Origin of the sequence: Burkholderia sp. NRF60-BP8 (genome assembly GCF_001522585.2) — a bacterium.
In the GTDB taxonomy this organism is placed as follows: Bacteria; Pseudomonadota; Gammaproteobacteria; order Burkholderiales; family Burkholderiaceae; genus Burkholderia.
Window position 1 is genome coordinate 324405 of sequence record NZ_CP013374.1, and the last position, 22050, is coordinate 346454.

Annotated in this window: 16 protein-coding genes and 1 pseudogene; 7 read left to right on the forward strand and 10 right to left on the reverse strand. The window is 68.5% G+C overall.

Going from position 1 to position 22050, the window contains the following annotated elements; translation table 11 throughout:
• The first annotated feature begins 53 nt into the window (after positions 1 to 53).
• Positions 54 to 2159, forward strand: a complete 2106-nt coding sequence (locus WS54_RS31155) for a TonB-dependent siderophore receptor (protein WP_059781771.1) — start codon at positions 54 to 56, stop codon at positions 2157 to 2159.
• Between the two features lie 31 nt (positions 2160 to 2190).
• On the opposite strand, the gene WS54_RS31160 is transcribed toward WS54_RS31155, so the two are convergent.
• Positions 2191 to 3444 carry an arsenic transporter gene (locus WS54_RS31160; RefSeq protein WP_059781769.1) on the reverse strand — a complete coding sequence of 418 codons (1254 nt, stop codon included), beginning with the start codon at positions 3442 to 3444 and terminating at the stop codon, positions 2191 to 2193.
• Positions 3445 to 3481: 37 nt separating this feature from the next.
• Positions 3482 to 3661: pseudogene (locus WS54_RS31165) on the reverse strand (MFS transporter); the annotation flags it as partial.
• A gap of 239 nt (positions 3662 to 3900) precedes the next feature.
• Here WS54_RS31165 and WS54_RS31170 point away from each other — a divergent pair.
• The gene (locus WS54_RS31170; protein WP_059781766.1) at positions 3901 to 4857 is read left to right on the forward strand and encodes a mannuronate-specific alginate lyase; all 957 of its coding nucleotides are present in this window, start codon (positions 3901 to 3903) and stop codon (positions 4855 to 4857) included.
• On the opposite strand, the gene WS54_RS31175 is transcribed toward WS54_RS31170, so the two are convergent.
• From WS54_RS31175 to xylA, 6 genes are all read right to left on the reverse strand, one after another.
• Entirely contained in the window at positions 4755 to 5138 is a 384-nt protein-coding gene (locus WS54_RS31175; protein WP_059781764.1) for a hypothetical protein, read from the reverse strand. The two genes, WS54_RS31170 and WS54_RS31175, sit on opposite strands and share 103 nt — an antisense overlap.
• A 39-nt stretch (positions 5139 to 5177) precedes the next feature.
• Positions 5178 to 6389 carry a sugar ABC transporter permease gene (locus WS54_RS31180; RefSeq protein WP_059781762.1) on the reverse strand — a complete coding sequence of 404 codons (1212 nt, stop codon included), beginning with the start codon at positions 6387 to 6389 and terminating at the stop codon, positions 5178 to 5180.
• The gene (gene xylG / locus WS54_RS31185; RefSeq protein WP_059781760.1) at positions 6386 to 7945 is read right to left on the reverse strand and encodes a D-xylose ABC transporter ATP-binding protein; all 1560 of its coding nucleotides are present in this window, start codon (positions 7943 to 7945) and stop codon (positions 6386 to 6388) included. Before xylG ends, WS54_RS31180 begins: the two co-directional genes overlap by 4 nt.
• A gap of 65 nt (positions 7946 to 8010) precedes the next feature.
• Positions 8011 to 9039, reverse strand: a complete 1029-nt coding sequence (xylF, locus tag WS54_RS31190; RefSeq protein ID WP_059781758.1) for a D-xylose ABC transporter substrate-binding protein — start codon at positions 9037 to 9039, stop codon at positions 8011 to 8013.
• An 86-nt stretch (positions 9040 to 9125) separates the two neighbouring features.
• Positions 9126 to 10604: a xylulokinase gene (gene xylB / locus WS54_RS31195; protein WP_059781757.1), complete on the reverse strand. Its 1479-nt coding sequence runs from the start codon at positions 10602 to 10604 to the stop codon at positions 9126 to 9128.
• 4 nt (positions 10605 to 10608) lie between these two features.
• Positions 10609 to 11931: a xylose isomerase gene (gene xylA / locus WS54_RS31200; RefSeq protein ID WP_059781815.1), complete on the reverse strand. Its 1323-nt coding sequence runs from the start codon at positions 11929 to 11931 to the stop codon at positions 10609 to 10611.
• Positions 11932 to 12181: 250 nt separating this feature from the next.
• On the opposite strand from xylA, the gene WS54_RS31210 reads away from it, so the two are divergent.
• Both WS54_RS31210 and WS54_RS31215 read left to right on the forward strand, forming a co-directional pair.
• Positions 12182 to 13375 carry a XylR family transcriptional regulator gene (locus WS54_RS31210; RefSeq protein WP_034209079.1) on the forward strand — a complete coding sequence of 398 codons (1194 nt, stop codon included), beginning with the start codon at positions 12182 to 12184 and terminating at the stop codon, positions 13373 to 13375.
• A 27-nt stretch (positions 13376 to 13402) separates the two neighbouring features.
• Entirely contained in the window at positions 13403 to 14491 is a 1089-nt protein-coding gene (locus tag WS54_RS31215; RefSeq protein ID WP_059781755.1) for an aldose epimerase family protein, read from the forward strand.
• A 154-nt stretch (positions 14492 to 14645) separates the two neighbouring features.
• Here WS54_RS31215 and WS54_RS31220 read toward each other — a convergent pair whose 3' ends face one another.
• Positions 14646 to 15884, reverse strand: a complete 1239-nt coding sequence (locus tag WS54_RS31220) for an SfnB family sulfur acquisition oxidoreductase (RefSeq protein ID WP_034209077.1) — start codon at positions 15882 to 15884, stop codon at positions 14646 to 14648.
• A gap of 303 nt (positions 15885 to 16187) precedes the next feature.
• On the opposite strand from WS54_RS31220, the gene WS54_RS31225 reads away from it, so the two are divergent.
• Entirely contained in the window at positions 16188 to 17471 is a 1284-nt protein-coding gene (locus tag WS54_RS31225) for an acyl-CoA dehydrogenase family protein (protein WP_059781753.1), read from the forward strand.
• Positions 17468 to 18868 carry an LLM class flavin-dependent oxidoreductase gene (locus tag WS54_RS31230; protein WP_059781751.1) on the forward strand — a complete coding sequence of 467 codons (1401 nt, stop codon included), beginning with the start codon at positions 17468 to 17470 and terminating at the stop codon, positions 18866 to 18868. The genes WS54_RS31225 and WS54_RS31230 overlap by 4 nt, the downstream gene beginning before the upstream one ends.
• Before the next feature lie 133 nt (positions 18869 to 19001).
• On the opposite strand, the gene WS54_RS31235 is transcribed toward WS54_RS31230, so the two are convergent.
• Complete coding sequence (locus tag WS54_RS31235) at positions 19002 to 20429, reverse strand: MFS transporter (RefSeq protein ID WP_059781750.1); 1428 nt, start codon at positions 20427 to 20429, stop codon at positions 19002 to 19004.
• Positions 20430 to 21046: 617 nt separating this feature from the next.
• Here WS54_RS31235 and WS54_RS31240 point away from each other — a divergent pair.
• Positions 21047 to 22039: an aliphatic sulfonate ABC transporter substrate-binding protein gene (locus WS54_RS31240; RefSeq protein ID WP_059781748.1), complete on the forward strand. Its 993-nt coding sequence runs from the start codon at positions 21047 to 21049 to the stop codon at positions 22037 to 22039.
• Positions 22040 to 22050 lie beyond the last annotated feature (11 nt).

Consider the following 22050-nt stretch of genomic DNA (forward strand, 5'->3'; position numbering starts at 1 on the left):
GCGCGAGGCCGCCCGCCGTGCCCGAACGCGAAACACACCAAAAAGGGAGGAGTATGAGCAGGAGGAACTGGGCGGCCGCACCGATGGCCATCGTCGTCGGCACTGCCGGCATGGGCGCCGCCGACGCGCAGGAAGCGGCGCTGCCGACCATCGAGGTATCCGCGCAACGCGCGACGACGCCGTTTCGCACACGCGAATCGACGAGCGCGACGCGTAGCGAGGCGGACGTGATGGAGATTCCGTTCGCGGTCAGCAGCGTCGACACGAAGCTGATCCAGACCGTGGCCGCCACGCGCGGCGACGATCTTTACGACTGGGTCGCGGGCGTCTCGCGCCAGAACAACTTCGGCGGCCTGTGGGACAACTACGCGGTGCGCGGCTTCGCCGGCGACGGCAACACGTCCGGCACCGACTATCTGGTCAACGGCTTCTCGTGGAATCGCGGGATGAGCGTGCCGCGCGACACCGTCAACCTCGAGCGCATGGAAGTGCTCAAGGGGCCGGCGTCCGCGCTGTATGGTCGCGGCGATCCGGGCGGGATCATCAGCTACACGACGAAGCAGCCGCAGTTCGCACGCGCGAACACCATCGGCGTGTCGGCCGGCAGCTACGGCGCATTGCGCCAGACGCTCGATTCGACCGGCCCCGTCACGAAATCGCTGGCGTACCGCTTCGTCGCGATGAACGAGAACAACGGCAGCTTTCGCGACACGGTGTCGAGCAAACGCTACCTGTTCTCGCCGTCGTTCACCTGGGACATCGGCGCCGACACGACGCTCCACTACGAGTTCGAGAGCGCGCGTCAGCGCGCGCCGCTCGATCGCGGCGTGCTCGCGGTGAACGGGCAACTCGGCGCGATCCCCGCGTCGCGCTTCCTCGGCGAGCCGCGCGACGGCGACTACGACGTGCGCAACACGGGCCATCAGTTCACGCTCGAACATCGCATCGGTTCCAGCTGGTCGGTCAATGCCGGCGTCGCGCAACGCACGACCGATCTGTCCGGGCGCTCGTCCGAGGCGTTCGCATTGCAACCGGACGGCCGCACGCTGTGGCGCCGCTACCGGCAAGTCGCGTTTCACTCGAACGACCTGCAAGGCCGCCTCGAAACCACCGGCTCGTTCCGCACGGGCGGCATCGGCCATACGCTCGTGATGGGCGTCGATGCGTACCGCTTCAACTACGACCAGTTCGTCACGCGCTCCACGCCGACCGCCGCCGCGCCGTATGCGATCGACATCTTCGATCCGGTCTACGGCCAGCCCGCGCCGACGCCACGCACCGCGACCAACCTGCTCGAACGCGATGACGGTCAAGGCGTCTACGCGCAGGACACGCTCGCGTTCGGGCCGCACTGGAAGGTTCTGGCCGGGCTGCGCTGGGATCGCTTCCACCAGTCGATCGACAACCGCCTGAAGAGCGTGACGACGAGCCAGTTGCAAACCGCGCTGAGCCCGCGTCTCGGCGTCGTGTATGAAATGAGCCCGGCGTTGTCGCTGTATGCGAACACCGCGTATTCGTTCCGGCCGAACAACGGTGCCGACATCAACGGCCGCGCGTTCGATCCCGAAAAGGGCCACGGCTACGAAGCCGGCGCGAAATGGGCGGGCACGCGCTGGCTCACGACCGTCTCGGCGTTCTACGTCACCAAGCGCAACGTGCTCACCGCCGATCCGGCCAATGCCGGCTTCTCGCGCGCGGCCGGCGAAGTGCGCAGCCGCGGCGTCGAATTCGAATGGAGCGGCGACCTCGGTCACGGCTTGCGCGGCATCGCCAACTTCGCGTACGTCGACGCCGAGGTCACGCGCGATACCGTGCTGGCGCCCGGCTCGCGCCTCGTCGACGTACCGCGGTTGAGCGGCAGCGCGCTGCTCATGTACGAGACGACCCTGCCGTTCGCGGACAAGGCCGGCGCCGGTGCCGGCGTGATCTACGTCGGACGCCGCGCGGGCAACACGGCCAACACGCAGGACGGCTTCGAGCTGCCGGCCTATGCGACCGTGCAACTCAACGGCTATCTTCAGGTCAACAAGCACCTGCGTGCGTCGGTCGTGCTGAACAACCTGTTCAATCGCACGACCTACGTCAGCTCGTACAACAGCCTGTGGGTCACGCCGGGCGCGCCGCGCAGCCTGTTCGCGTCGCTCGCCTACTCGTTCTGAGTCGACCGGGGCGGCTGACCGGGATCTCGCGTCAGCCGCCGACCGCGAACCGCGCGCCCAGCGCGAGCAGCAGCGCCGGCGGCATCACGCACGCCCCGACCGCGAGGAACGTACGGAAACCGACCTGCAGCCCTTCGCGCCGCATCGCCGCCAGCCACAGAATCGTCGCGAGCGAACCGGTGACCGACAGGTTCGGGCCGAGATCCACGCCGATCAGGATCGCATCGACCACCGTTCGCGGGCTGTGCGCGGCCTGGATCGTCGAGCTCGCGATCAGCCCGGCGGGCAGGTTGTTGACCCCGTTCGACACCAGCGCGACCGCGACGCCAGCCGCCGCCGCGGCGACGTGCTCGCCGCTTTGCATCAGCGCGTGCAGCAGCCCCGCCAGTACGCGCACCGCGCCGGTCCGGTCGAGCGCCTCGACGACGACGAACAACCCCGCGACGAGCGGCAGCACGCTCCACGAAATCCCGCGAACGATCGGCACGCATGCCGCACGATCCCGCATCGCCACGCACGCGACCGTGACGACACCCGCCAGCGCGGTCGGCAATCCAAGCGGACGATCCAGGACCGACACCGCCATCAGCGCGACGGCCGTTGCCGCAATGCCCGCCAGCGTGATGCGCCCGCCGCGCGTCAGCGGCTGCACCGGCAGCCCCGACTCGCAACCGCCGGAAAACGCACGTCGCTGCACGATCCGCAGCATGACGAACGTGCACGCGATCGATGCGACGGACGGCGCCGCGAAGTGCGCGAGCCATGGGCCGAGCGACGGCATGTGCGCGCCATACAGCACCAGGTTCGCCGGATTCGAAATCGGCAGCACGAAACTCGCGGCATTCGCGACGAGCGCGCAGCTGTACAGCAGCGGCATCGGGTCGGCCTTCGCCCGGCGCGCGGCGGCAAGGACCGCGGGCGTCAGCACGACGGCGGTTGCGTCGTTCGACAGGAACGCCGTGGTGACGACGCCGACCCCGTAGATCAGCGCGAACAATCGCCGCGACGAACCCTGCGCGAGATTGACGACGTGCGTCGCGACCCAGTCGAACAGCCCCTCGCGACGGGCCGCCTCGGACAGCAGCATCATGCCCGTCAGAAAGAGGTACACGTCGCCGCCCTTCGCGACGGCGTCCAGCGCCTGCGCGACGGGCAACAGGTTCAACACGACCAGCAGCAGCGCGCCGCTCACGGCCCAGATGGCCTCGGGCCAGCCGAACGGACGCGTGATGACGCCCGCGGTGGCGAGCGCGGAAATCAGCCAGGCAAGCGAAACAGGATTCATGGGCAAGTCGACGGAGGCACGAGGATCGAAACGGCTTTCAAGACGACGTCGCCGACGAGTCGGCGGGTTTGCCGCACACGCTGCTCAGCGAGCGCGCATGACCGAGCCGCAGCGCGAGCGAGCCTGTCGACACGGCGCCCGGCACGACGAACGCGGCCGGATAGCCGACGTGCTGCGCGAGCACGCCGCCCGGCAGCGGGCCGAGCGCCGCGCCGAGTGCCCCGAGCATGACGAGTCGGGTGGAGAACGACGGACGCTTCATCGGAACGGGCCGGCAGTCGAGGACGACAGAATAGCGTATCGCCTGTCATGCGCAGCCGCCACGTGCGACGCATCGCACCGACGGCCCGCCGGGCCGGATCGGCAACGCCTCACCGTGGAAAGCCGCGCGAAAGCCCCGGGCGCTAGACTGCCTTCGGTCCTGCGTCCCGCCCGAAACTTCCCCGTCGAGCCCCCATGCGCGCCCTTTCCGTTCGAACCTTGTCCGCCGTCCTGTTCGCCGTCGGCACACTCGTCGGCACGGCCGCCGCCAGCCATGCATGCGAAGTGCCGCCTCCCGTGCGGACGATCGACCCGCCCGGCTACTACGACGACCCCAGCGGCTATGCGCGCGACGTGAAGCCGATGCGCGACTTCGTCGCGAAGCTGAACGCGGCGGCGGATCGCGGCGACTGGTCGTGCGCGTTGACGCTACTCGACGGTTGGGCGCAATCGGATGCGTTGATGGGCCCGATCTCCGGCTATCAGGGCGACTACGAGCGTTCGTGGGCCGGCACCGATTTCGCGATGGTGATCCTGCGCATGCCGTATGGGTTGCGCGAAGCGAATCGCGCGGCATTCAACGCGATCGACCCGTGGCTCGAACGCATCGCGATCGCGACCCGCAATGCCGAGGCGATCAACCATCTGCACAACAATCTCGTGTATTGGGCCGGGCTCGACCTGATCGCGATCGGCACCGTGACCGACAATGCAAGCCTGATCGATTCGGGCTTGCTGCGGGTGCGCGAAGGCATTCGCGACATCCGCCCGGACGGTTCGCTCGAGCGCGAGGTCAAGCGCGGCGACCGCGCGCTTCACTATCACACGTTCGCGCTGCTGCCGCTCGTGTTCGCGGCCGAACTCGTCCAGCGGCGCAACATCGATCTCTACCGCGAAAACGACGGTGCGATCGGCCGCCTCGCGAACCTCGTGATCGACGCGGTGGAAGATCCCGCGAGTTTCAGGAAGATCACGCCGATCAAGCAGGACCTGTTCCCGTGGACGTTCCGCGACGAACTGAGCTGGGTCGAGCCGTACTACGCACGCTTTCACGACCGACGCCTGCCGGCGATCATCGCGCCGCGCCGCCCGTTCGGCGAATGGCGGCTCGGCGGCGACGTGACGGCGGCATGGGGCGCGCCGCTGCCATGATGCGCGGCGCGGCGGGTCGCGGCGCGGCAACCCGGGTCGGCGGCGCGCATCGCGAACGCGAGCGCTTCGGCGAGCGCTTCTGCAAGCGCTTCTGCAAGCGCTTCGGTAAGCGCTTCGCCGAGCGCCTCGCAACGCTCGCGCAGCAGCGCGCGCAGTGCCCCCGCGATCACCTGCCGGTCGCGCCGATCATCCAGGCCAAACACGGACCCGGCCTCCGGCACCGCGAACGGCCCGGGCGCCGGCACGGAAACGTCCGACAAGCGCTTCGCGTTTCGCTCCATGGTCGTCCTCTTGGTCGACGCGCGGCCGACACGGCTTCGTCACCGCCGGTTCGACCGCGACACCACGTCGATCCACACCGCCAGCACGAGCACCGCGCCCTTGACGATCATCTGCCAGTACGCATCGACGTCCAGCATCGACATCCCGTTGTCGAGGCTCGCCATCACGAGCGCGCCGATCAGCGCGCCGTAGACCGTGCCCGACCCGCCGCGCATCGACGTGCCGCCGATGAAGCACGCGGCGATCGCGTCGAGTTCGCCCATCGAGCCGGCGGACGGCGACCCGGCCGCGAGCCGCGCCGTGTTGACGAGGCCGGCAAACGCGCACATCAGCCCCATCAGCGCGAAGATCGCGAGCTTCACGCGATCGGTGTCGACGCCCGACAGCCGCGTCGCCTCCAGGTTCGAGCCCACCGCATAGATCCGCCGGCCGAACACGGTCTGCGTCGCGATCCACGAGAACACGCCGAGCAGCACGAGCAGCAGCAGCACGGGCACCGGAATACCGCCGTAACGATCGAGCGTCGCGACGAACGCGAACAGCACCGCGCCGGCGCCGACGATCTTCGCGACGTCCTGCCACAACGGGGCGACCGCGAGCCGGTAGCGCCGCCGCGTGCCGCGCTGCCGCACCACCAGCAGCGTCGCGACCGCGAACAGCAGGACCGCGAGGCCGTCCCCGGCCAGACGCGGCAGATAGCCCTGCCCGATGAACACGAAACCGTCCGACACGGGCGCGATCGTCGAGCCGCCCGTCACGCCGAGCAGGATGCCGCGAAACGCGAGCATCCCGCCGAGCCCGACGATGAACGACGGCACGCGCCGATAGGTCGACCACCAGCCGTTGAAGAGCCCGATCAGCACGCCGAGCGCGAGCACGGCCGGAACCGTCGCCGCGACCGGCCAGTGGCGGTTGACGTCGAGGATCGCGGCGACGCCGCCGAGTAGCCCGAGCAGCGAGCCGACCGACAGGTCGATCTCGCCCGCGATGATGACGAACACCATGCCGCACGCGAGCATGCCGGTGATCGACATCTGCCGCAGCAGGTTCGACACGTTGCGCGGCGTGACGAACGCGCCGTCCGTCAGCACCGAGAAGAACGCCCAGATCGCGACGACCGCGAACAGTAGCGCGAGCACCTTGTAGCGCGTGAAGACGTGGCGCAACGGCAGCCGCGGCGCGCGGCCGTCCGGACGCCGCGCGTCCGCATCCGGCGTCGCCGGGGTCGAGGAAGAAAGTTCGGAATTCATGTCGCACTCGCTGCGGTGGGTTCGGCGGGCAGCCGCGCGGGCTTCAGCGCGGCGCCGAGAATCTGTTCCTGCGTGAGGCCCTGGTTGACGAAATCGCCGCGCAGCTCGCCTTCACCGATCACCAGCACGCGATCGGCCAGGCCGAGCACCTCCGGCAGTTCCGACGACACGACGATCAGCGCGACGCCGCGCTTGGCCAGCGCGAAGATCAGCCGGTAGATCTCGGCCTTCGCGCCCACGTCGACGCCGCGCGTCGGCTCGTCGAGGATCAGCACCTGCGGCTCGGTCAGCAGCATCTTCGCGAGCACCGCCTTCTGCTGATTGCCGCCCGACAGGCTCGCAATCGACAGGAACGGATGCGCGGCGCGCACCGACAGCCGCTGCATCTCGGTGCGGATCGCGTCGAGCTCGGCGGCCGCGTCGATCCGCCCGCGCGCCGCGAAGCGCTGCAGCACCGCCAGCGTGATGTTGTGCCCCACGCCGAGCTGCGGCACGATGCCGTGGCGCTTGCGGTCCTCCGGCACCATCGCGATGCCGGCGCGGATCGCGTCGGCCGGCGAGCGGATCGACAGCGGCCGGCCGTTCATCGTCACGCTCGCCGTGCACGCGCCCGGATACGCGCCGAAGATCGCCTGCATCAACTCGGTGCGGCCCGCACCGACGAGCCCGGCCACGCCGACGATCTCGCCGCGCCGCACGCTGAACGACACGTCGTCGACGCGCTTGCGGCGCGCGTTCGTCACGTCGCGGCACGTCACGTGGCGCACGTCGAGCACGACGTCGCCGATCTCGTGCGGCTCGCGCGGATACAGGTCGCGGATCTCGCGGCCGACCATCATCGCGATGATCCGGTCGGTCGTCAGCGCATTCATCGGCTCGGTCGCGACATGGCGGCCGTCGCGGATCACGGTGACCGTATCGCATACGGCCGCCACCTCGTCGAGCTTGTGCGAGATGTAGACGCACGCGACGCCACGGCGCTTCAGGTCGCGCACGATGTCGAGCAGGATGCGCGTCTCCGACGCGCTCAGCGACGACGACGGTTCGTCGAGGATGAGCAGCTTCGCGTGCTTGTTCAGCGCCTTCGCGATCTCGATCAACTGCTGGTGGCCGCCGCCGTAGTTCATCACCGGCTGCGCGACGTTGATCGTGTCGATCCGCAATTCGTGCAGCAGCTCCTCGGCGCGCCGCACCATCGCCGCGAAGTTCATGCGCCCGCCCGGCAGCGTGATCTCGTTGCCGAGGAAGATGTTCTCGGCCACCGACAGCTCGGGCACGAGCATCAGCTCCTGATGGATGATCGCGATGCCCGCGCGCTCGGTGTCGCGCACGCCGGACGCCACGAGCGGCGCGCCTTCCCAGCGGATCTCGCCGTCCCACGTGCCGTGCGAGTACACGCCCGACAGCACCTTCATCAGCGTCGACTTGCCCGCGCCGTTCTCGCCGCACAGCCCGACGCATTCGCCGGGCCGCACGGTCAGGTCGATGCCGTCGAGCGCCTTCACGCCGTCGAAGGCCTTGACGATGCCGCGCATCGTCAGCAAGGGTTCCGTCATTCGTTCATGCCTCGCAGTAAGCGCGGCCGCCGTCGCGGCGACCGCGCGTCGCGCCCGTCGTACGCTTACTGGCTCGCCAGCTGGGCCTGGGTATAGAAGCCGTCCTTCACGACGACGTCGACGTTGCGCTTGGTCAACAGCGTCGGCTGCAGCAGCACCGTATCGACCTTCTTCTTGCCGTTGTCGTATTGCGCGTTGAACGCGGGCTTCGTGCCCTTCGCGAGATCGACCGCGAGCTTCGCGGCTTCGCTCGCGATCAGCTTCAGCGGCTTGTAGACGGTCATCGTCTGCGTACCGGCGATCACGCGCTTGACCGCGGCCAGATCGGCATCCTGGCCGGACACCGGCACCTTCCCGGCCAGATGCTGCGCGGCGAGCGCCTGGATCGCGCCGCCGGCCGTGCCGTCGTTCGACGCGACGATCGCGTCGATCTTGTTGTTGTTCGCGGTCAGTGCGTCCTCCACGATCCGCAGCGCGGTCGACGCGCTCCATTCGGGCACCCACTGCTGGCCGACAACCTTGATGTCGCCGCGGTCGATCGCGGGCTTGAGTACCTTCAGTTGCCCTTCGCGCAGCATCTTCGCGTTGTTGTCGGTCGGCGCGCCGCCCAGCAGGAAATAATTGCCCTTCGGCTTCGCGGCGAACACGCCCTGCGCCTGCAGCTCGCCGACCTTCTCGTTGTCGAACGAGATATAGGCGTCGACGTCCGCGTCGAGGATCAGGCGATCGTACGACACGACCTTGATGCCGGCCTTGCGCGCTTCGGCGACGACGTTGCCGAGCGTCTTCGAGTTGAACGGCACGATCACGATCACGTCGACGCCGCGCGAGATCAGGTTCTCGATCTGCGAAATCTGCCGCTCCTCGCTCGCATCGGCCGACTGCACCGACACCTTCGCGCCGAGCTTCGTCGCGGCCGCGACGAAATAGTCGCGATCGCGCGACCAGCGCTCGACGCGCAGGTCGTCGATGCAGAAGCCGATCTCGGGCTTGTCCTTGCTCGCGTGGGCGAGCGGCGTGCCCAGCGCGAGGATCGCCAGCGCGGCGGCGCCGGCAAGCGAACTCAATACGGTACGACGCGTCACGGATTTCATGTCTCCACTCCTTGTTATGGAACCACCTCACGAACCGCGGGCGGCCGCCGGATTGCACCGCCCGCATCGAATCACGGCGACGTGCGTCAGGCGCCCGTCGCAAACACCGGTTCGAGCGCACGATACAGCGCGCGAAACGTCGGCCGCCGCACGTCGCGATACCACGCGTGCCGCGCGGAGTCGGGCTCGCGCACCGCGACGACCGGCGGTTGCGGACACACGTCGGCGAGCGCCGCATCGGGTTCGAGCGCGAGATGTGCGAGACGCGCGGCGCCGAGCGCCGGCCCCACTTCGCCGCCCGCGCGCAGCGTCAGCGCACGGCCGCTCAGGTCCGCGAGCATCTGCGTCCAGTACGCGCTGCGCGAGCCGCCGCCGATCACGGTGATGTTGTCGGGCGCGTGCCCGGCCGCATGCAGCGCGTCGATGCCGTCGAGCAGCGCGAAGCCGACGCCTTCGAGCGTCGCGTTCGCGAGATCCGCGCGCCGCGTGTCCGGCGTGAGCCCGTAGAACACACCTTTCGCGTTCACGTCGTTGTGCGGCGTGCGCTCGCCGCTCAGGTACGGCAGGAACCACGGGCGGCTCGCGCGTGCGTTCGTTTCCGCATCGTCGAGCAGCGCCGCGACGCCGTCGTAACCGGCCAGTTGCGCGGTGAAGTCGACGCAGCCGGCCGCGTTCAGCATCACGGACATCAGGTGCCACGTATCCGGCAGCGCATGACAAAAGCTGTGCACCGCCGATTCGGGATTCGCGCGGAACCCGTCCGACACCGCGAAATACACGCCCGACGTGCCGAGCGACAGCAGCGCGTCGCCGGGCCGCACGATCCCGACGCCCACCGCGCCGGCCGCGTTGTCGCCGCCGCCGGCCACCACCGGGATCTCGCGCAGGCCGAGCGCCCGCGCGACGGCCGGCAGCAGCGTGCCGGTGATGCGATTGCCCTCGAAGACGGCCGGCATCTGCGCGCGCGACAGCCCGCAGGCCGCGAGCAACGTGTCGTCGTAGTCGCGCTTCGCGACGTCGAGCCACAGCGTGCCGGCGGCGTCCGACGGATCGGTCGCGAACGCGCCGGTCAGCCGGTAGCGCAGATAATCCTTCGGCAGCAGCACGTAGGCGATGCGCGCGAACACGTCGGGCTCGTGACGGCGCACCCACAGCAGCTTGGGCGCCGTGAACCCCGGCATCGCGATATTGCCGGCCACCGTGCGCAGCGCGGGCGCGAGCCGTTCGAGTTCCTCGCACTCGGCATCCGCGCGGCCGTCGTTCCACAAGATCGCGGGGCGCAGCACGTCGCCGTGGGCATCGAGCAGCGTCGCGCCGTGCATCTGTCCGGTCAGGCCGAGCGCATCGATGTCGCGCGGGTCGATGCCGGCCGTGCGCGCGTCCGACACGAGTGCGGCGAGCGCGCCGCATGCGGCGTCCCACCAGTCGCGCGGCGCCTGCTCGGACCAGCGCGGCTGCGGCCGGCTCACCGCGAGCGGGCGGCCCGCGCTTGCGCGCACCGCGCCGTCGCGGTCGAGCAGCACCGCCTTCACGCCCGACGTGCCGAGATCGAGTCCGATGTACATGGCGTCAGCGCAGCCCGTAGATCGCCTGGTTCACGATGTTCTCGAGCCGCTCCTGCGCGCCGCTTGCATGCCGCGGGTTCACGCCCCGCGCGAGCGCGTCGGTCGCCAGCGACTCCAGCGTATAGCCGCCCGACAGGATCTTGCGGCCGAACTCGCTGTCCCACTGCGCGTAGCGCTGCCGGCGCAGTGCGTCGAGCCGGTCGTTCTCGACCAGCACCGCCGCGCGTTCGAGCGCGAGCGCGAGCACGTCGATCGCACCGACGTGACCGTAGAACAGGTCTTCCGGATCGATGCTCTGGCGCCGCACCTTCGCGTCGAAGTTCATCCCGCCGGTCGTGAAGCCGCCGTGGCGCAGGATCTCGTAGAACGCGAGCGTCAGTTCCTCGACACTGTTCGGGAACTGGTCGGTGTCCCAGCCGTTCTGCGGATCGCCGCGGTTCGCGTCGACGCTGCCGAACACGCCGAGCGCGAATGCGTTCGCGATCTCGTGATGGAACGAATGGCCCGCGAGCGTCGCGTGATTGGCCTCGATGTTCACGCGGATCTCGTTCTGCAGTCCGTACTGCACGAGGAAGCCGTGCACCGTCGCCACGTCGTAGTCGTACTGATGCTTGGTCGGCTCCTGCGGCTTCGGCTCGATCAGCAGCGCACCCTTGAAGCCGATCCGGTGCTTGTGCTCGACGACCATCGACAGGAAGCGGGCGAACTGGTCGCGCTCGCGCTTCAGGTCGGTATTGAGCAGCGTCTCGTAGCCTTCCCGGCCGCCCCACAGCACGTAGTTCTCGCCGCCGAGCCGATGGGTCGCGTCGAGCGCATGGCGTACCTGGGTCGCGGCCCACGCGAACACGTCGGGGTTCGGGTTCGTCGCGGCGCCGGCCGCGAAGCGCGGGTGCGAAAACAGGTTCGCGGTCCCCCATAACAGCCGCACGCCGGTTGCCTGCTGACGCTCGGCGAGATAGTCGACCATCCGCGCGAAATTGGCCGCGTATTCGCGCAGGCTGTCGCCTTCCGGCGCGACGTCGGTGTCATGAAACGTATAGAACGGCGTGCCGAGCTTCGTGAAGAACTCGAATGCGGCGTCGGCCTTCATCCGCGCGCGTTCGAGCGCGTCGCCGGGCTGCTGCCACGGCCGCTGAAACGCGCCCTGCCCGAAGATGTCGTGGCCGGGCCACACGAACGTGTGCCAGTAGCAGACCGCGATCCGCAGATGCTCGGCGAGCGTCTTGCCGAGCACGCGCCGCTCGGGGTCGTAATGGTGATAGGCGAGCGGGTTGTCCGACTGCGGGCCTTCGTAGCGAATTGCGGGAATGTGTTCGAAATACGACATGGCGTCTCCGTGCAGGTTCTTGTTGCAGCGCAACGCACGTCGGGATGACGCACGCGGCCGAATTCGTTGGCTGGATCGTGCCCGCGCGCCTGCCGGCCGGCAATTGCGAAATTGCGCAGCACGCTTGATGTTTCTTGCCAGCCGCGTTCGCGCGGCGCAGGTTCCGTCCTACAATCGCCGTACACCGCGCGCCGCCTCCATGAGCGCGCCCCGGAGACAACGGCGCCCGACGCGCTCACCCGACACCGAGATGACACGCGCCCCATCCGCCCAGACACCGCACCGCATCGCGCTGCTGTTCAATGCGAACAAGGTCTACGACCGCGAGATCATCAGCGGCATCGGCCAATATCTGCACACGACGCGCGTCGTGTGGGATCTCTTCCTCGAAGACGATTTCCGCTGCCGGCTCACCGGGATCGAGCGTTTCGACGGCGACGGCATCATCGCGGACTTCGACGACCCCGCCGTCGCCGACGCGCTCGCCGGTTCGCCGCTGCCGATCGTCGCGATCGGATCGTCGTACGAGGATCCGGCGCAATACCCGGAAGGCGTCCCATATATTGCGACGGACAACCCGAAGCTCGTGTCGCTCGCCTATACGCACCTGATCGGGGCGGGACTCGCGCATTTCGCGATGTACAGCCTGCCGGTCGCGCAGGAGAACCGCTGGGCGCAGCAGCGCGAACTGGCGTTCGACCGGCTCGCGCGCGCGGACGGGCTCGACGCGCCGATCTACCGCGGGCTGTCGACGAGCGCGTCGGGCTGGAATCACGCGATCGAACAACTGATCGACTGGCTGCATGCGCTGCCGAAGCCGGTCGGCGTGATCGCGGTGACCGATGCGCGCGCGCGGCACCTGCTGCAGGCGTGCCTGATCGCCGGCATCGCGGTGCCGGAACAGGTCGCGATCATCGGTATCGACAACGATCCGCTCACGCGCACGCTGACGCGCATTCCGTTGTCGTCGGTGATCCAGGGCACCGAGGAAATGGGCCGCACCGCCGCGCACCTGCTGCACCGGATGCTGCGCGGCGCGCGCTTTCCTGGGCAGCGGATTCTCGTGCCGCCGGTCGGCATCAACGTGCTCGAATCGACGCGCCACCAGCCGCTCGCGAGCCCGCACGTGATGCGTGCGCGGCATTTCATCCGCCAGTACGCGTGCCAGGGGATCAAGACCGAACAGGTCGCCGACTATGTCGGCGTATCGCGCTCGCTGCTCGAGGAGCACTTCCGGCGCGAACTGCAGCGCACCGTGCACCAGGAGATCCTGCGCCACAAGCTCGAAGCCGCGCAGGCGCTGCTCGCCGGCCGGCAGGCGTCGAGCGCCGAAGTCGCGATCCGTTGCGGGTTCACGTCGCTTCAGTACATGTACGCGGTGTTCAGGCGCGAACTCGGCTGCACGCCGCGCGAATATCAGGAACGCGCGGCCGCCACGAACTGACGCCCGCCGCCCATCCGACATCCACTCATGCACATCGATACCGATTCCTCATACCTGACGCCCGGCGTGGCCCGCGTGCATGCCGAGCCGTGGGGCGCGTTGCCCGACGGCGAGCCCGTGCGGCGCTATACGCTGCGCAACGCGCACGGGATGCGCGTCGTCGTCAGCGACCTCGGCGCGACCGTCGTGTCGTGGCTCGCGCCCGACCGCACGGGGCGCTTTGCCGATATCGTGCTCGCGCACGACACGCCGGCCGAGTACCTCGAATCCGGCGTCTATCTCGGCGCGACGATCGGCCGATGGGCGAACCGGATCGCCGGCGCGCGCTTCACGCTCGACGGCGTCGACTACCTGCTCGACCGCAACGAGAACGGCAACCTGCTGCACGGCGGCGCGAACGGATTTCATCGTGCACGGTGGGACGTGCTCGACGATAACGGCGGGCTGACGCTGCGGCTCGATTCGCCGGAAGGCGACGCGGGATTCCCCGGCAACGTGAGCGTGCAGGTTCGCTACACGCTCGACGACGACGGCACGCTGACGATCGACTATACGGGGTGGACCGATGCGCCGACGCCGCTGAACCTGACGAATCACAGCTACTTCAACCTGAACGGGCGCGCGGGCAGCGACGTGCGCGGCCATCTGCTGCACATCGACGCCGACGCGTTCCTCGAAGTGGACGATGCGCTGATCCCGATCGGGACGGCCGACGTGACGGGCACGGCGTTCGATTTCCGGCAAAGCGCGCCGCTCGGCGCGCGCCTCGACTGGCCGCATGCGCAACTGGCGCGCGCACGCGGCTTCGATCACTGCTTCGTCGTGGGCAACGGCGCGCGCGAGGTCCGGCCGGTCGCACGCGTCTACGATCCGGAGAGCGGCCGCGAGTTGACCGTGTCGACCGATCAGCGCGGCCTGCAGCTCTATACGGGCAACTATCTCGACGACGTGCGCGTGAGCGGCGGCACGCGGTGCGCCCGACACGCGGCACTGTGCGTCGAGGCGGGCGGCTTTCCGGATCAGGTCAACATGGACGGCTTGCGCGACGAAGCGATCGTGCGTCCGGGCGACGTCTATCGGCAAACCACCCGGTATCGGGTGGGGGTTCAGGCATAGCTCGCGCACGGGACGCGCGAGCCGCGTCGTCGCGCGTCAGGCGGCGTCGACGTCGCGCCGGGCGACTGCCGCGCCGGCGACGGCGATCGGCGCGATCGGCGCGCCGGGTTTCATGCTCGCCGGCAGCGCGCTGCCGGCGTCCGACCGCCGACGCTCAATTCCACGCATGGCGCGCCGGGCGCGCGCCGTTCAGGTAGTAGTTGCCGACGAGGTGATATTTCCAGCGCACCGGATCGTGCAGCGTATGCGTGCGCGCGTTGCGCCAATGCCGGTCGAGGTTGTGCTCGGCGAGCGTCGACTGCGTACCGGCCAGCTCGAACAGCTTCTCGCCCGCGAGCAGCGCGACCTCGGTCGTCAGCACCTTCGCTTCGCCGACCGCGACGGACGCCCGCGCGACATCGTCTTCGGTCACGTCGCCCTTTGCCGCGATCTCGTCGAGCGTGCGCGCCGCGCGTTCGAGCAACGCGTCGGCCGCATGCAGCTGGATATGCAGGCCACCGATTTCGCGAATCGTCAACGGATCGTCCACCGCCCGCTCGACGCCGCTGTCGACCCACGGCCGCGTGCGGGTCCGCACGAACGCGAGCGTATCGTCGATCGCCGCCTTCGCGATACCCGCGTCGATCGCCGCCTGGATGATCTGCGACAGCGGACCGTTGAGCGTCGGCACGTCCGACACGCGCTGCGCGGGCAGCACGTGCGATGCCGGGATGCGCACCGCGTCGAGCACGACCGTGCCGCTCGCGGTCGTGCGCTGCCCGAATCCCGACCAGTCGTCGATCACGGTCAGCCCCGGCGTCGGTTGCGGCACGTACGCAAGCCATGCCTGGCGCGCGTCGTCGAGCCCGAGCACCGGCACGTAATGCGCGAACAGCGCGCCGGTCGAATAGAACTTCGTACCGTCGACGACGTAGTCGTCGCCGTCGCGGCGCACGCGCGTCTTCAGGTCGAGCACGTGCTTCGTGCCCTTCTCCGAAAACCCGTTGCCGAACCGCTTGCCGCTCAGCACTTCGGCGAAGAAATGACGCTTCTGCGCGTCGGTGCCGACGAGCGCGATCACGTCGACCAGCCCGAAATGGTTCTGCGGAAGCTGCCCGAGCGACGCGTCGGCCGCGGCGACGATCTTGATCACCTCGGTGAGCGTCACATGCGATACGCCCGCGCCGCCGTATGCCTTCGGCACCGTGATCGCCCACAGCCCCGACTGCGAAAACCATTCGATTTCCTCGCGCGGCAGGCGGCGCTCGCGATCGCGCTCGGCGGCCCCTTGCGCGAGGCGTTGTGCCAGCGCGTGCGCGACCGCAAGCGCTTGCGCATCGTCGGCGATCACGTTCGCCGCCTGCGCCGGCGCGTCGGCCGGCCGCTCCTGAATCGTCGCGCTCGTGTCTGACATCGGTCTCTCCTGTCGAATGGCGAAAGCATTCAATCTAGCAGCGCCACGTGCACCGGAAAACCGAGCGATTCTCGAAACGATATTCCTTGGGAGAACAAACGACGTCGAGCCCGACGCAGGCGAACCGATGTTTCGGCGTCGCAACGGACGCGAGAACGTCGATGCGCCATCACCCGGTCGCGGTCGCAGCCCCGGTAATACGCAGCGACGATAACGATCCGAGAATCCGTTATTGGAACGCTCGCGTCGCGCTTCCTATACTGGGCTCCCGGCGCACACGGCCCGTTTTTCGAGGAATACCGCATGACTTCGTCGCACGCAGCCTCCGACCTTTCCACCGGTACCGACTACGATGCGCTCGCGAGCCGGTTCCGGCCGATCTTCGCGCGCATCGCCGCCGGCACCGCCGAGCGCGAACGCCGCCGCGAACTGCCGCACGAGGCGATCGGCTGGCTGAAATCGGCGGGCTTCGGTGCGATACGGCTGCCGGCGAGCGCCGGCGGTGCCGGCGCGTCGCTGCCGCAGTTGTTCCGGCTGCTGACGGAGCTGGCCGCCGCCGATTCCAATTTGCCGCAGGCATTGCGCGGGCACTTCGCGTTCGTCGAGGACTGGCTGAACGCGCCGGACGGCCCGCAACGCACGACCTGGCTCGACCGCTTCGCGAGCGGCCAGCTCGTCGGCAACGCATGGTCGGAAGCCGGCGACGTCCCGCTCGGCCAGACCGTCACGAAGGTGTCGGAGCGGCATGGCCGGCTCGTGCTGAACGGCCGCAAGTTCTACAGCACCGGCAGCCTGTTCGCCGACTGGATCGACGTGTTCGCGCAACGCGCGCACGACGGCAGCGACGTGATCGTCGCCGTGTCGACCGCGCAGCCGGGCGTGATCCGCGAGGACGACTGGGACGGCTTCGGCCAGACCACCACCGGCAGCGGCACGACGCGTTTCGAGGATGCAGCGGTCGACGCGGAGAACGTGATCGATTTCGCGCGCCGCTTCAAGTACCAGACCGCGTTCTACCAGCTGTTCCACGTCGCGACGCTCGCCGGCATCGGCCACGCGATCGTGCGCGACGCGGGCGAGCTCGTGCGCAACCGCACGCGCGTGTACAGCCACGGCAATGCGCAGCGCGCGGGCGACGACGCCCAGCTGCAACAGGTGATCGGCGAGATCGCGTCATGGGCGTACGCGGCCGACGCGCTCGCGCTGCGTGCCGCGCAACCGCTTCAGCAGGCGTACGAAGCGCGCTTCGGCGGCGACGAAGCGGCCGAGCAGGCCGCGAACGTCGCGGCCGAAATCGAATCCGCGCAGAGCCAGCTCGTCGTGTCCGAACTCGTGCTGCGCGCGGCGACGCGCCTGTTCGACGCGCTCGGCGCATCCGCGACCCGCAGCACGACCGCGCTCGATCGCCACTGGCGCAACGCGCGCACGGTGTCGTCGCACAATCCGCTCGTCTACAAGGCGCGCATCGTCGGCGACTGGATCATCAACGGCCGCACGCCGCCGTTCGTCTGGCGCGTGGGCAGCGGTGCGAGCGCCCATGCGGACGCCGGCGCGCGAGCGGAAGCGGAAACGGGAGCGGCGCAATGAGCAAGACGATCCGCTTCAACGCGTTCGAGATGAACTGCGTGGGCCACCAGTCGCCCGGCCTGTGGGCGCATCCGCGCGACCGCTCGTGGCAATACAAGGATCTCGACTACTGGACCGACCTGGCCCGCGTGCTCGAGCGCGGGATCTTCGACGCGATCTTCATCGCGGACGTGATCGGCTACTACGACGTGTACAAGGGCAGCAACTATCACGCGCTGCACCAGGCCGCGCAGATCCCCGTCAACGATCCGCTGCAACTGGCCGCGCCGATCGCGATGGCGACCGAGCATCTCGGCATCGGCATCACCGCATCGACGACGTTCGAGCACCCGTACACGTTCGCGCGCCGGCTGTCGACCGCCGACCATCACACGAAGGGCCGGCTCGCATGGAACATCGTCACGTCGTACCTGGAGAGCGGCGCGAAGAACGTCGGCGATCGCGGGCTGCGCACGCACGACGACCGCTATGCGGTCGCAGCCGAATACGTCGAGGTGCTGTACAAGCTGTTCGAAGGCAGCTGGGAGGACGGCGCGGTGGTGCGCGACCGCGCCGGCCGCGTGTTCACGCATCCCGAGAAAGTGCACGAGATCGGCCACAAGGGCCGCTTCTTCGACGTGCCCGGCTATCACCTGTGCGAGCCGTCGCCGCAGCGCACGCCGGTGCTGTTCCAGGCCGGCGCGTCGGGCCCCGGCAAGGCGTTCGCCGCGCAGCACGCCGAATGCGTGTTCGTCGCCGCGCCCACCCGCGATCAGCTCGCGCGCTACGTGGCCGACGTGCGCGCGCAGGCCGCCGCCGCCGGACGCGACCCGGCGAAGGTGCTGATCTACAACCTCGTCACGGTGATCGTCGACGAGACCGACGAGCGGGCGCAGGCCAAGTTCGACGAGTATCGGCGCTACGTGTCGTACGACGGCTCGCTGGTGTTCATGTCGGGCTGGACCGGCATCGACTTCGGCCAGTACGCGCCGACCGATCCCGTCAGGCGCGTCGAAACGAATGCGATCGTGTCGGCGGTCGAGCACCTGTCGGGCGGCGACACCGCGTGGACGATCGAGGCGTTGGCCGCCTGGGGCGGCATCGGCGGGATGGGCCCGGTATTCGTCGGGTCGGCGGCGACCGTCGCGGACATCCTGCAGGAATGGGTGGCCGCGACCGACGTGGACGGCTTCAATCTCGCGTATGCGGTCGCGCATGAAACCTTCGAGGATGTCGTACGCCACCTCGTGCCCGAACTTCAGCGCCGCGGCGTGTATCCGACCGCGTATGCGCCGGGCACGCTGCGCGAAAAGCTCTTCGGCGGCTCGGCGCGCCTGCCGGACGAGCATCCGGCCGCGCGGTATCGCGACATCGAACAGGTCAAGCGCGAGGCCGAGCGGGAAACGGTCGACGCGTAATCGACGCGTAACGGCAACATGTCGAGGCCGGTCCGTCCGCATCACGCGGCGACCGGCTTCAGCGCAAACGGCTTCGTGCAGTCCGACGAAGCCGTTCGTGTTTGGCGGGGAACGCGAGCGTCCCCGCCGGCGCCTACGCGACGCTTTCGTCGTCGATGTCGTGCGCCGTCGGTTCGTACCGCACGATCAGCAGAAACGCGATCGGCGTGACCGCACTGACCGCGACGACCCAGAACATGTCGGTGCCGAGCCGGGCCTGGAGAATCGGCAGCACGAACAGCGCGAGCGCCTGACCGATGCCGCACAGCGACCGCCCGAAGCCGACGCCGGTGCCGCGAATCGCGGCCGGATACGACAGCGTCGGATAGATCATCATCTGCGCGCCCGGCCCGAATCCTTCCGCGAACAGCCACGTGCCGAGCATCAGCAGCACGACGCCCACCGCCAGCGCGCCGTGCGGATGCCCTGCGAGCGCCAGCGCGACGAGCGCGACCGTTTGCAACGCGAACCCCGCGATCGCGACATGACGCGACGGATAGCGATACGCGAGACGCATGCCGAGCAAGCCGCCGGTGAACGCGAACAGCACGTTCAACGCCAGCGATGCGGCGATCGTCTCGAACACGCCCGCCCCCAGAAATTGCGACAGGATCGACGGCAGGAAGAACGCGATCGCCGTGTATTCGAACGGGATGCACAGGTTCATCACGCTGGCGACGATCGTGCGCCCCAGATACGGCCGCTGAAACAGCACGCGAAGCCGCACGGGCGGCGGGCTCGGCTCGCGTCGCGCGTCGTTTGCTTCGTGCGCGTGAATGCCGTACGACTCGCGCAGGATGCGCGCGGCATTGGCCAGATCGCCCTGATTCGCGGCCCACAGCGGCGATTCGTTCATGAAGCGGTTTCGGAACAGGATGATGACGAGCGCCGGCACCGCGCCGAAGATCAGCGACGCGCGCCACAGCCATCCCGCATGCTCGGCCGGCAGCAGGAAATACAGGCCGAAAATCAGCAGGAAGCACACCGACGACGCGACGTACCACATCGGGCACCATGCGGCGAGCCGGGACGCCTTGTTGCCGCGGCCGTTGAACTTCGAGAATTCCGCGAGGAACGCCATCGCGACGGGCAGGTCGATGCCGACGCCGAGCCCCATCACGAAACGCGCGGCGATCAGCACCCAGACGTTCGGCGCGAGCCCGGCCGCGATCGCCGCGACCACGAAGAACAGCATGTCGGCCATGAATACCTGATAGCGGCCGATCCGGTCGGTCAGCCAGCCGCCGATCAGGCTGCCGAAGATCGTGCCGATCATGATCGCCGACCCGACCAGGCCGGTCAGCGCGGGCGTCAGCCCGAATTCGCGCGCCACGTCGTCGATGCCGTACGACAGCGTCGTCAGGTCGTACGCATCGAGAAACACGCCGCCGAGCGCCAGCAGCACGATCATCCGCGCATGGCTGACCGAACTGTCCACCGTGTTGATGAGGCGCGCGACGTCGCTGGCCGAGCGGATGGGGGAAGAAACCGGCGTGACCGGGCTCAGATCGATCGAACTCATCGGATTCCTTAGTTTGATGCCGAGTGCACGGCAAGGTCGTCGTGAAGCCGGGAACCGGGAAGGTGCCTGCGCGACCCGCGCGGCGTCGAGCGAATGCGGCCGTGCGATCGCCGGGTTCCGGCAGCGGAAATTCTGTTCCTCCGCTCTGGCAATCCCAAGCGATATAAAGCGATAAATTAATCGGCGTGCGTCATAAAGTTGCGCGAAGCGCGCTTATCAGCAACGTGCATGTTCAATCGCGGATTTCTTCGTTAACGGATCGCCTGCGCTTCGTTACATTAGGGTCTGTTTACATATGGAACGCACATGCGAATGCCCGAAATCGCTCGTAGGGCAAGGAGTGAGGAGCGCCGTTTGGCCGCGCCAAACAAGCGACGAACGACGCCGCCATACGGGCGATTTCGGGCATTCCCGTGACATGATTTTTAATTTGGGGTTGCCACGAGAACGGCCGCTCGCCGTGTTGCGCTCCTTGCGAATACGTCAGTATTCGCGGCGTCGCGCGCCTCGCGAGCGGCCGTTCTCGTGGCAACGCATGCGCGTTCCATATGTAAACAGACCCTAGCCCTCTTCCCAGCCTGTTCGCGGCGCATTGCCGCTCTTCCGGAGAATCCCCGATGAAGCCGTTCTGGTCCCGCGTGTGGCAATCCGCGGCCCTCGTCGTTGCCGCGCTTGCCGGCCTCGCGTCGATGCACGCGCACGCGGCGACGCCCGCCGAAATCCGCGTCGACTATGCGTACTACTCGCCCGAGAGTCTCGTGGTTCGCCACTTCGGCTGGCTCGACGACGAATTCAAGGCCGACGGCACGGCGATTCGCTGGGTGCTGAGCCTCGGCAGCAATCGCGCGCTCGAATACCTGAACAGCGGCGCGGTCGATTTCGGCTCGGCCGCGGGGCTGGCGTCGGTGCTCGCACGAGCGAACGGCAACCCAATCCACACCGTCTACGTGTTCTCGCGCCCCGAATGGACGGCGCTCGTGGTGCGCAAGGATTCGCCGATCCGCTCGCTCGCCGATCTGAAGGGCAAGAAGATCGCCGCGACGCGCGGCACCGATCCGTTCCTGTTCACGCTGCGCGCGCTGCACACGGTCGGCCTGACGCGCGACGACGTTGAGATCGTCAACCTGCAGCATCCCGACGGCCGCACCGCGCTCGCGAACGGACAGGTCGACGCATGGGCCGGGCTCGATCCGCACATGGCCGCCGCCCAGCTCGACGACGGCGCGCGCCTGCTGTACCGCAATGTCGCGTTCAACACGTACGGGTTCCTGAATGTTCGCGATGCGTTCGCCAGCCAGTATCCGCAGGCGGTGACGCGCGTGCTGAAGGTCTACGACCGCGCGCGCCAGTGGATCGTCGCGCATCCGGCCGAGACCGCGCAGATCGTCGCCGATCAATCGAAGGTGTCGCTGCCGGTCGCGAAACTGCAACTCCAGCGCAACGACTTCGGCGACCCGGTGCCGGGCGACACGCAGCGCGCGGCGCTGAAGGCCGCGGCGCCGGTGCTGACGGCCGAACAGTTGACCAAGCCGGGCGTCGATCCCGCGAAGATCGTCGATACGCTGATCGATCCGTCGTTCGCGCGCCCGATCGCCACCGCGTCGCATTGAGCGTGCCGCCG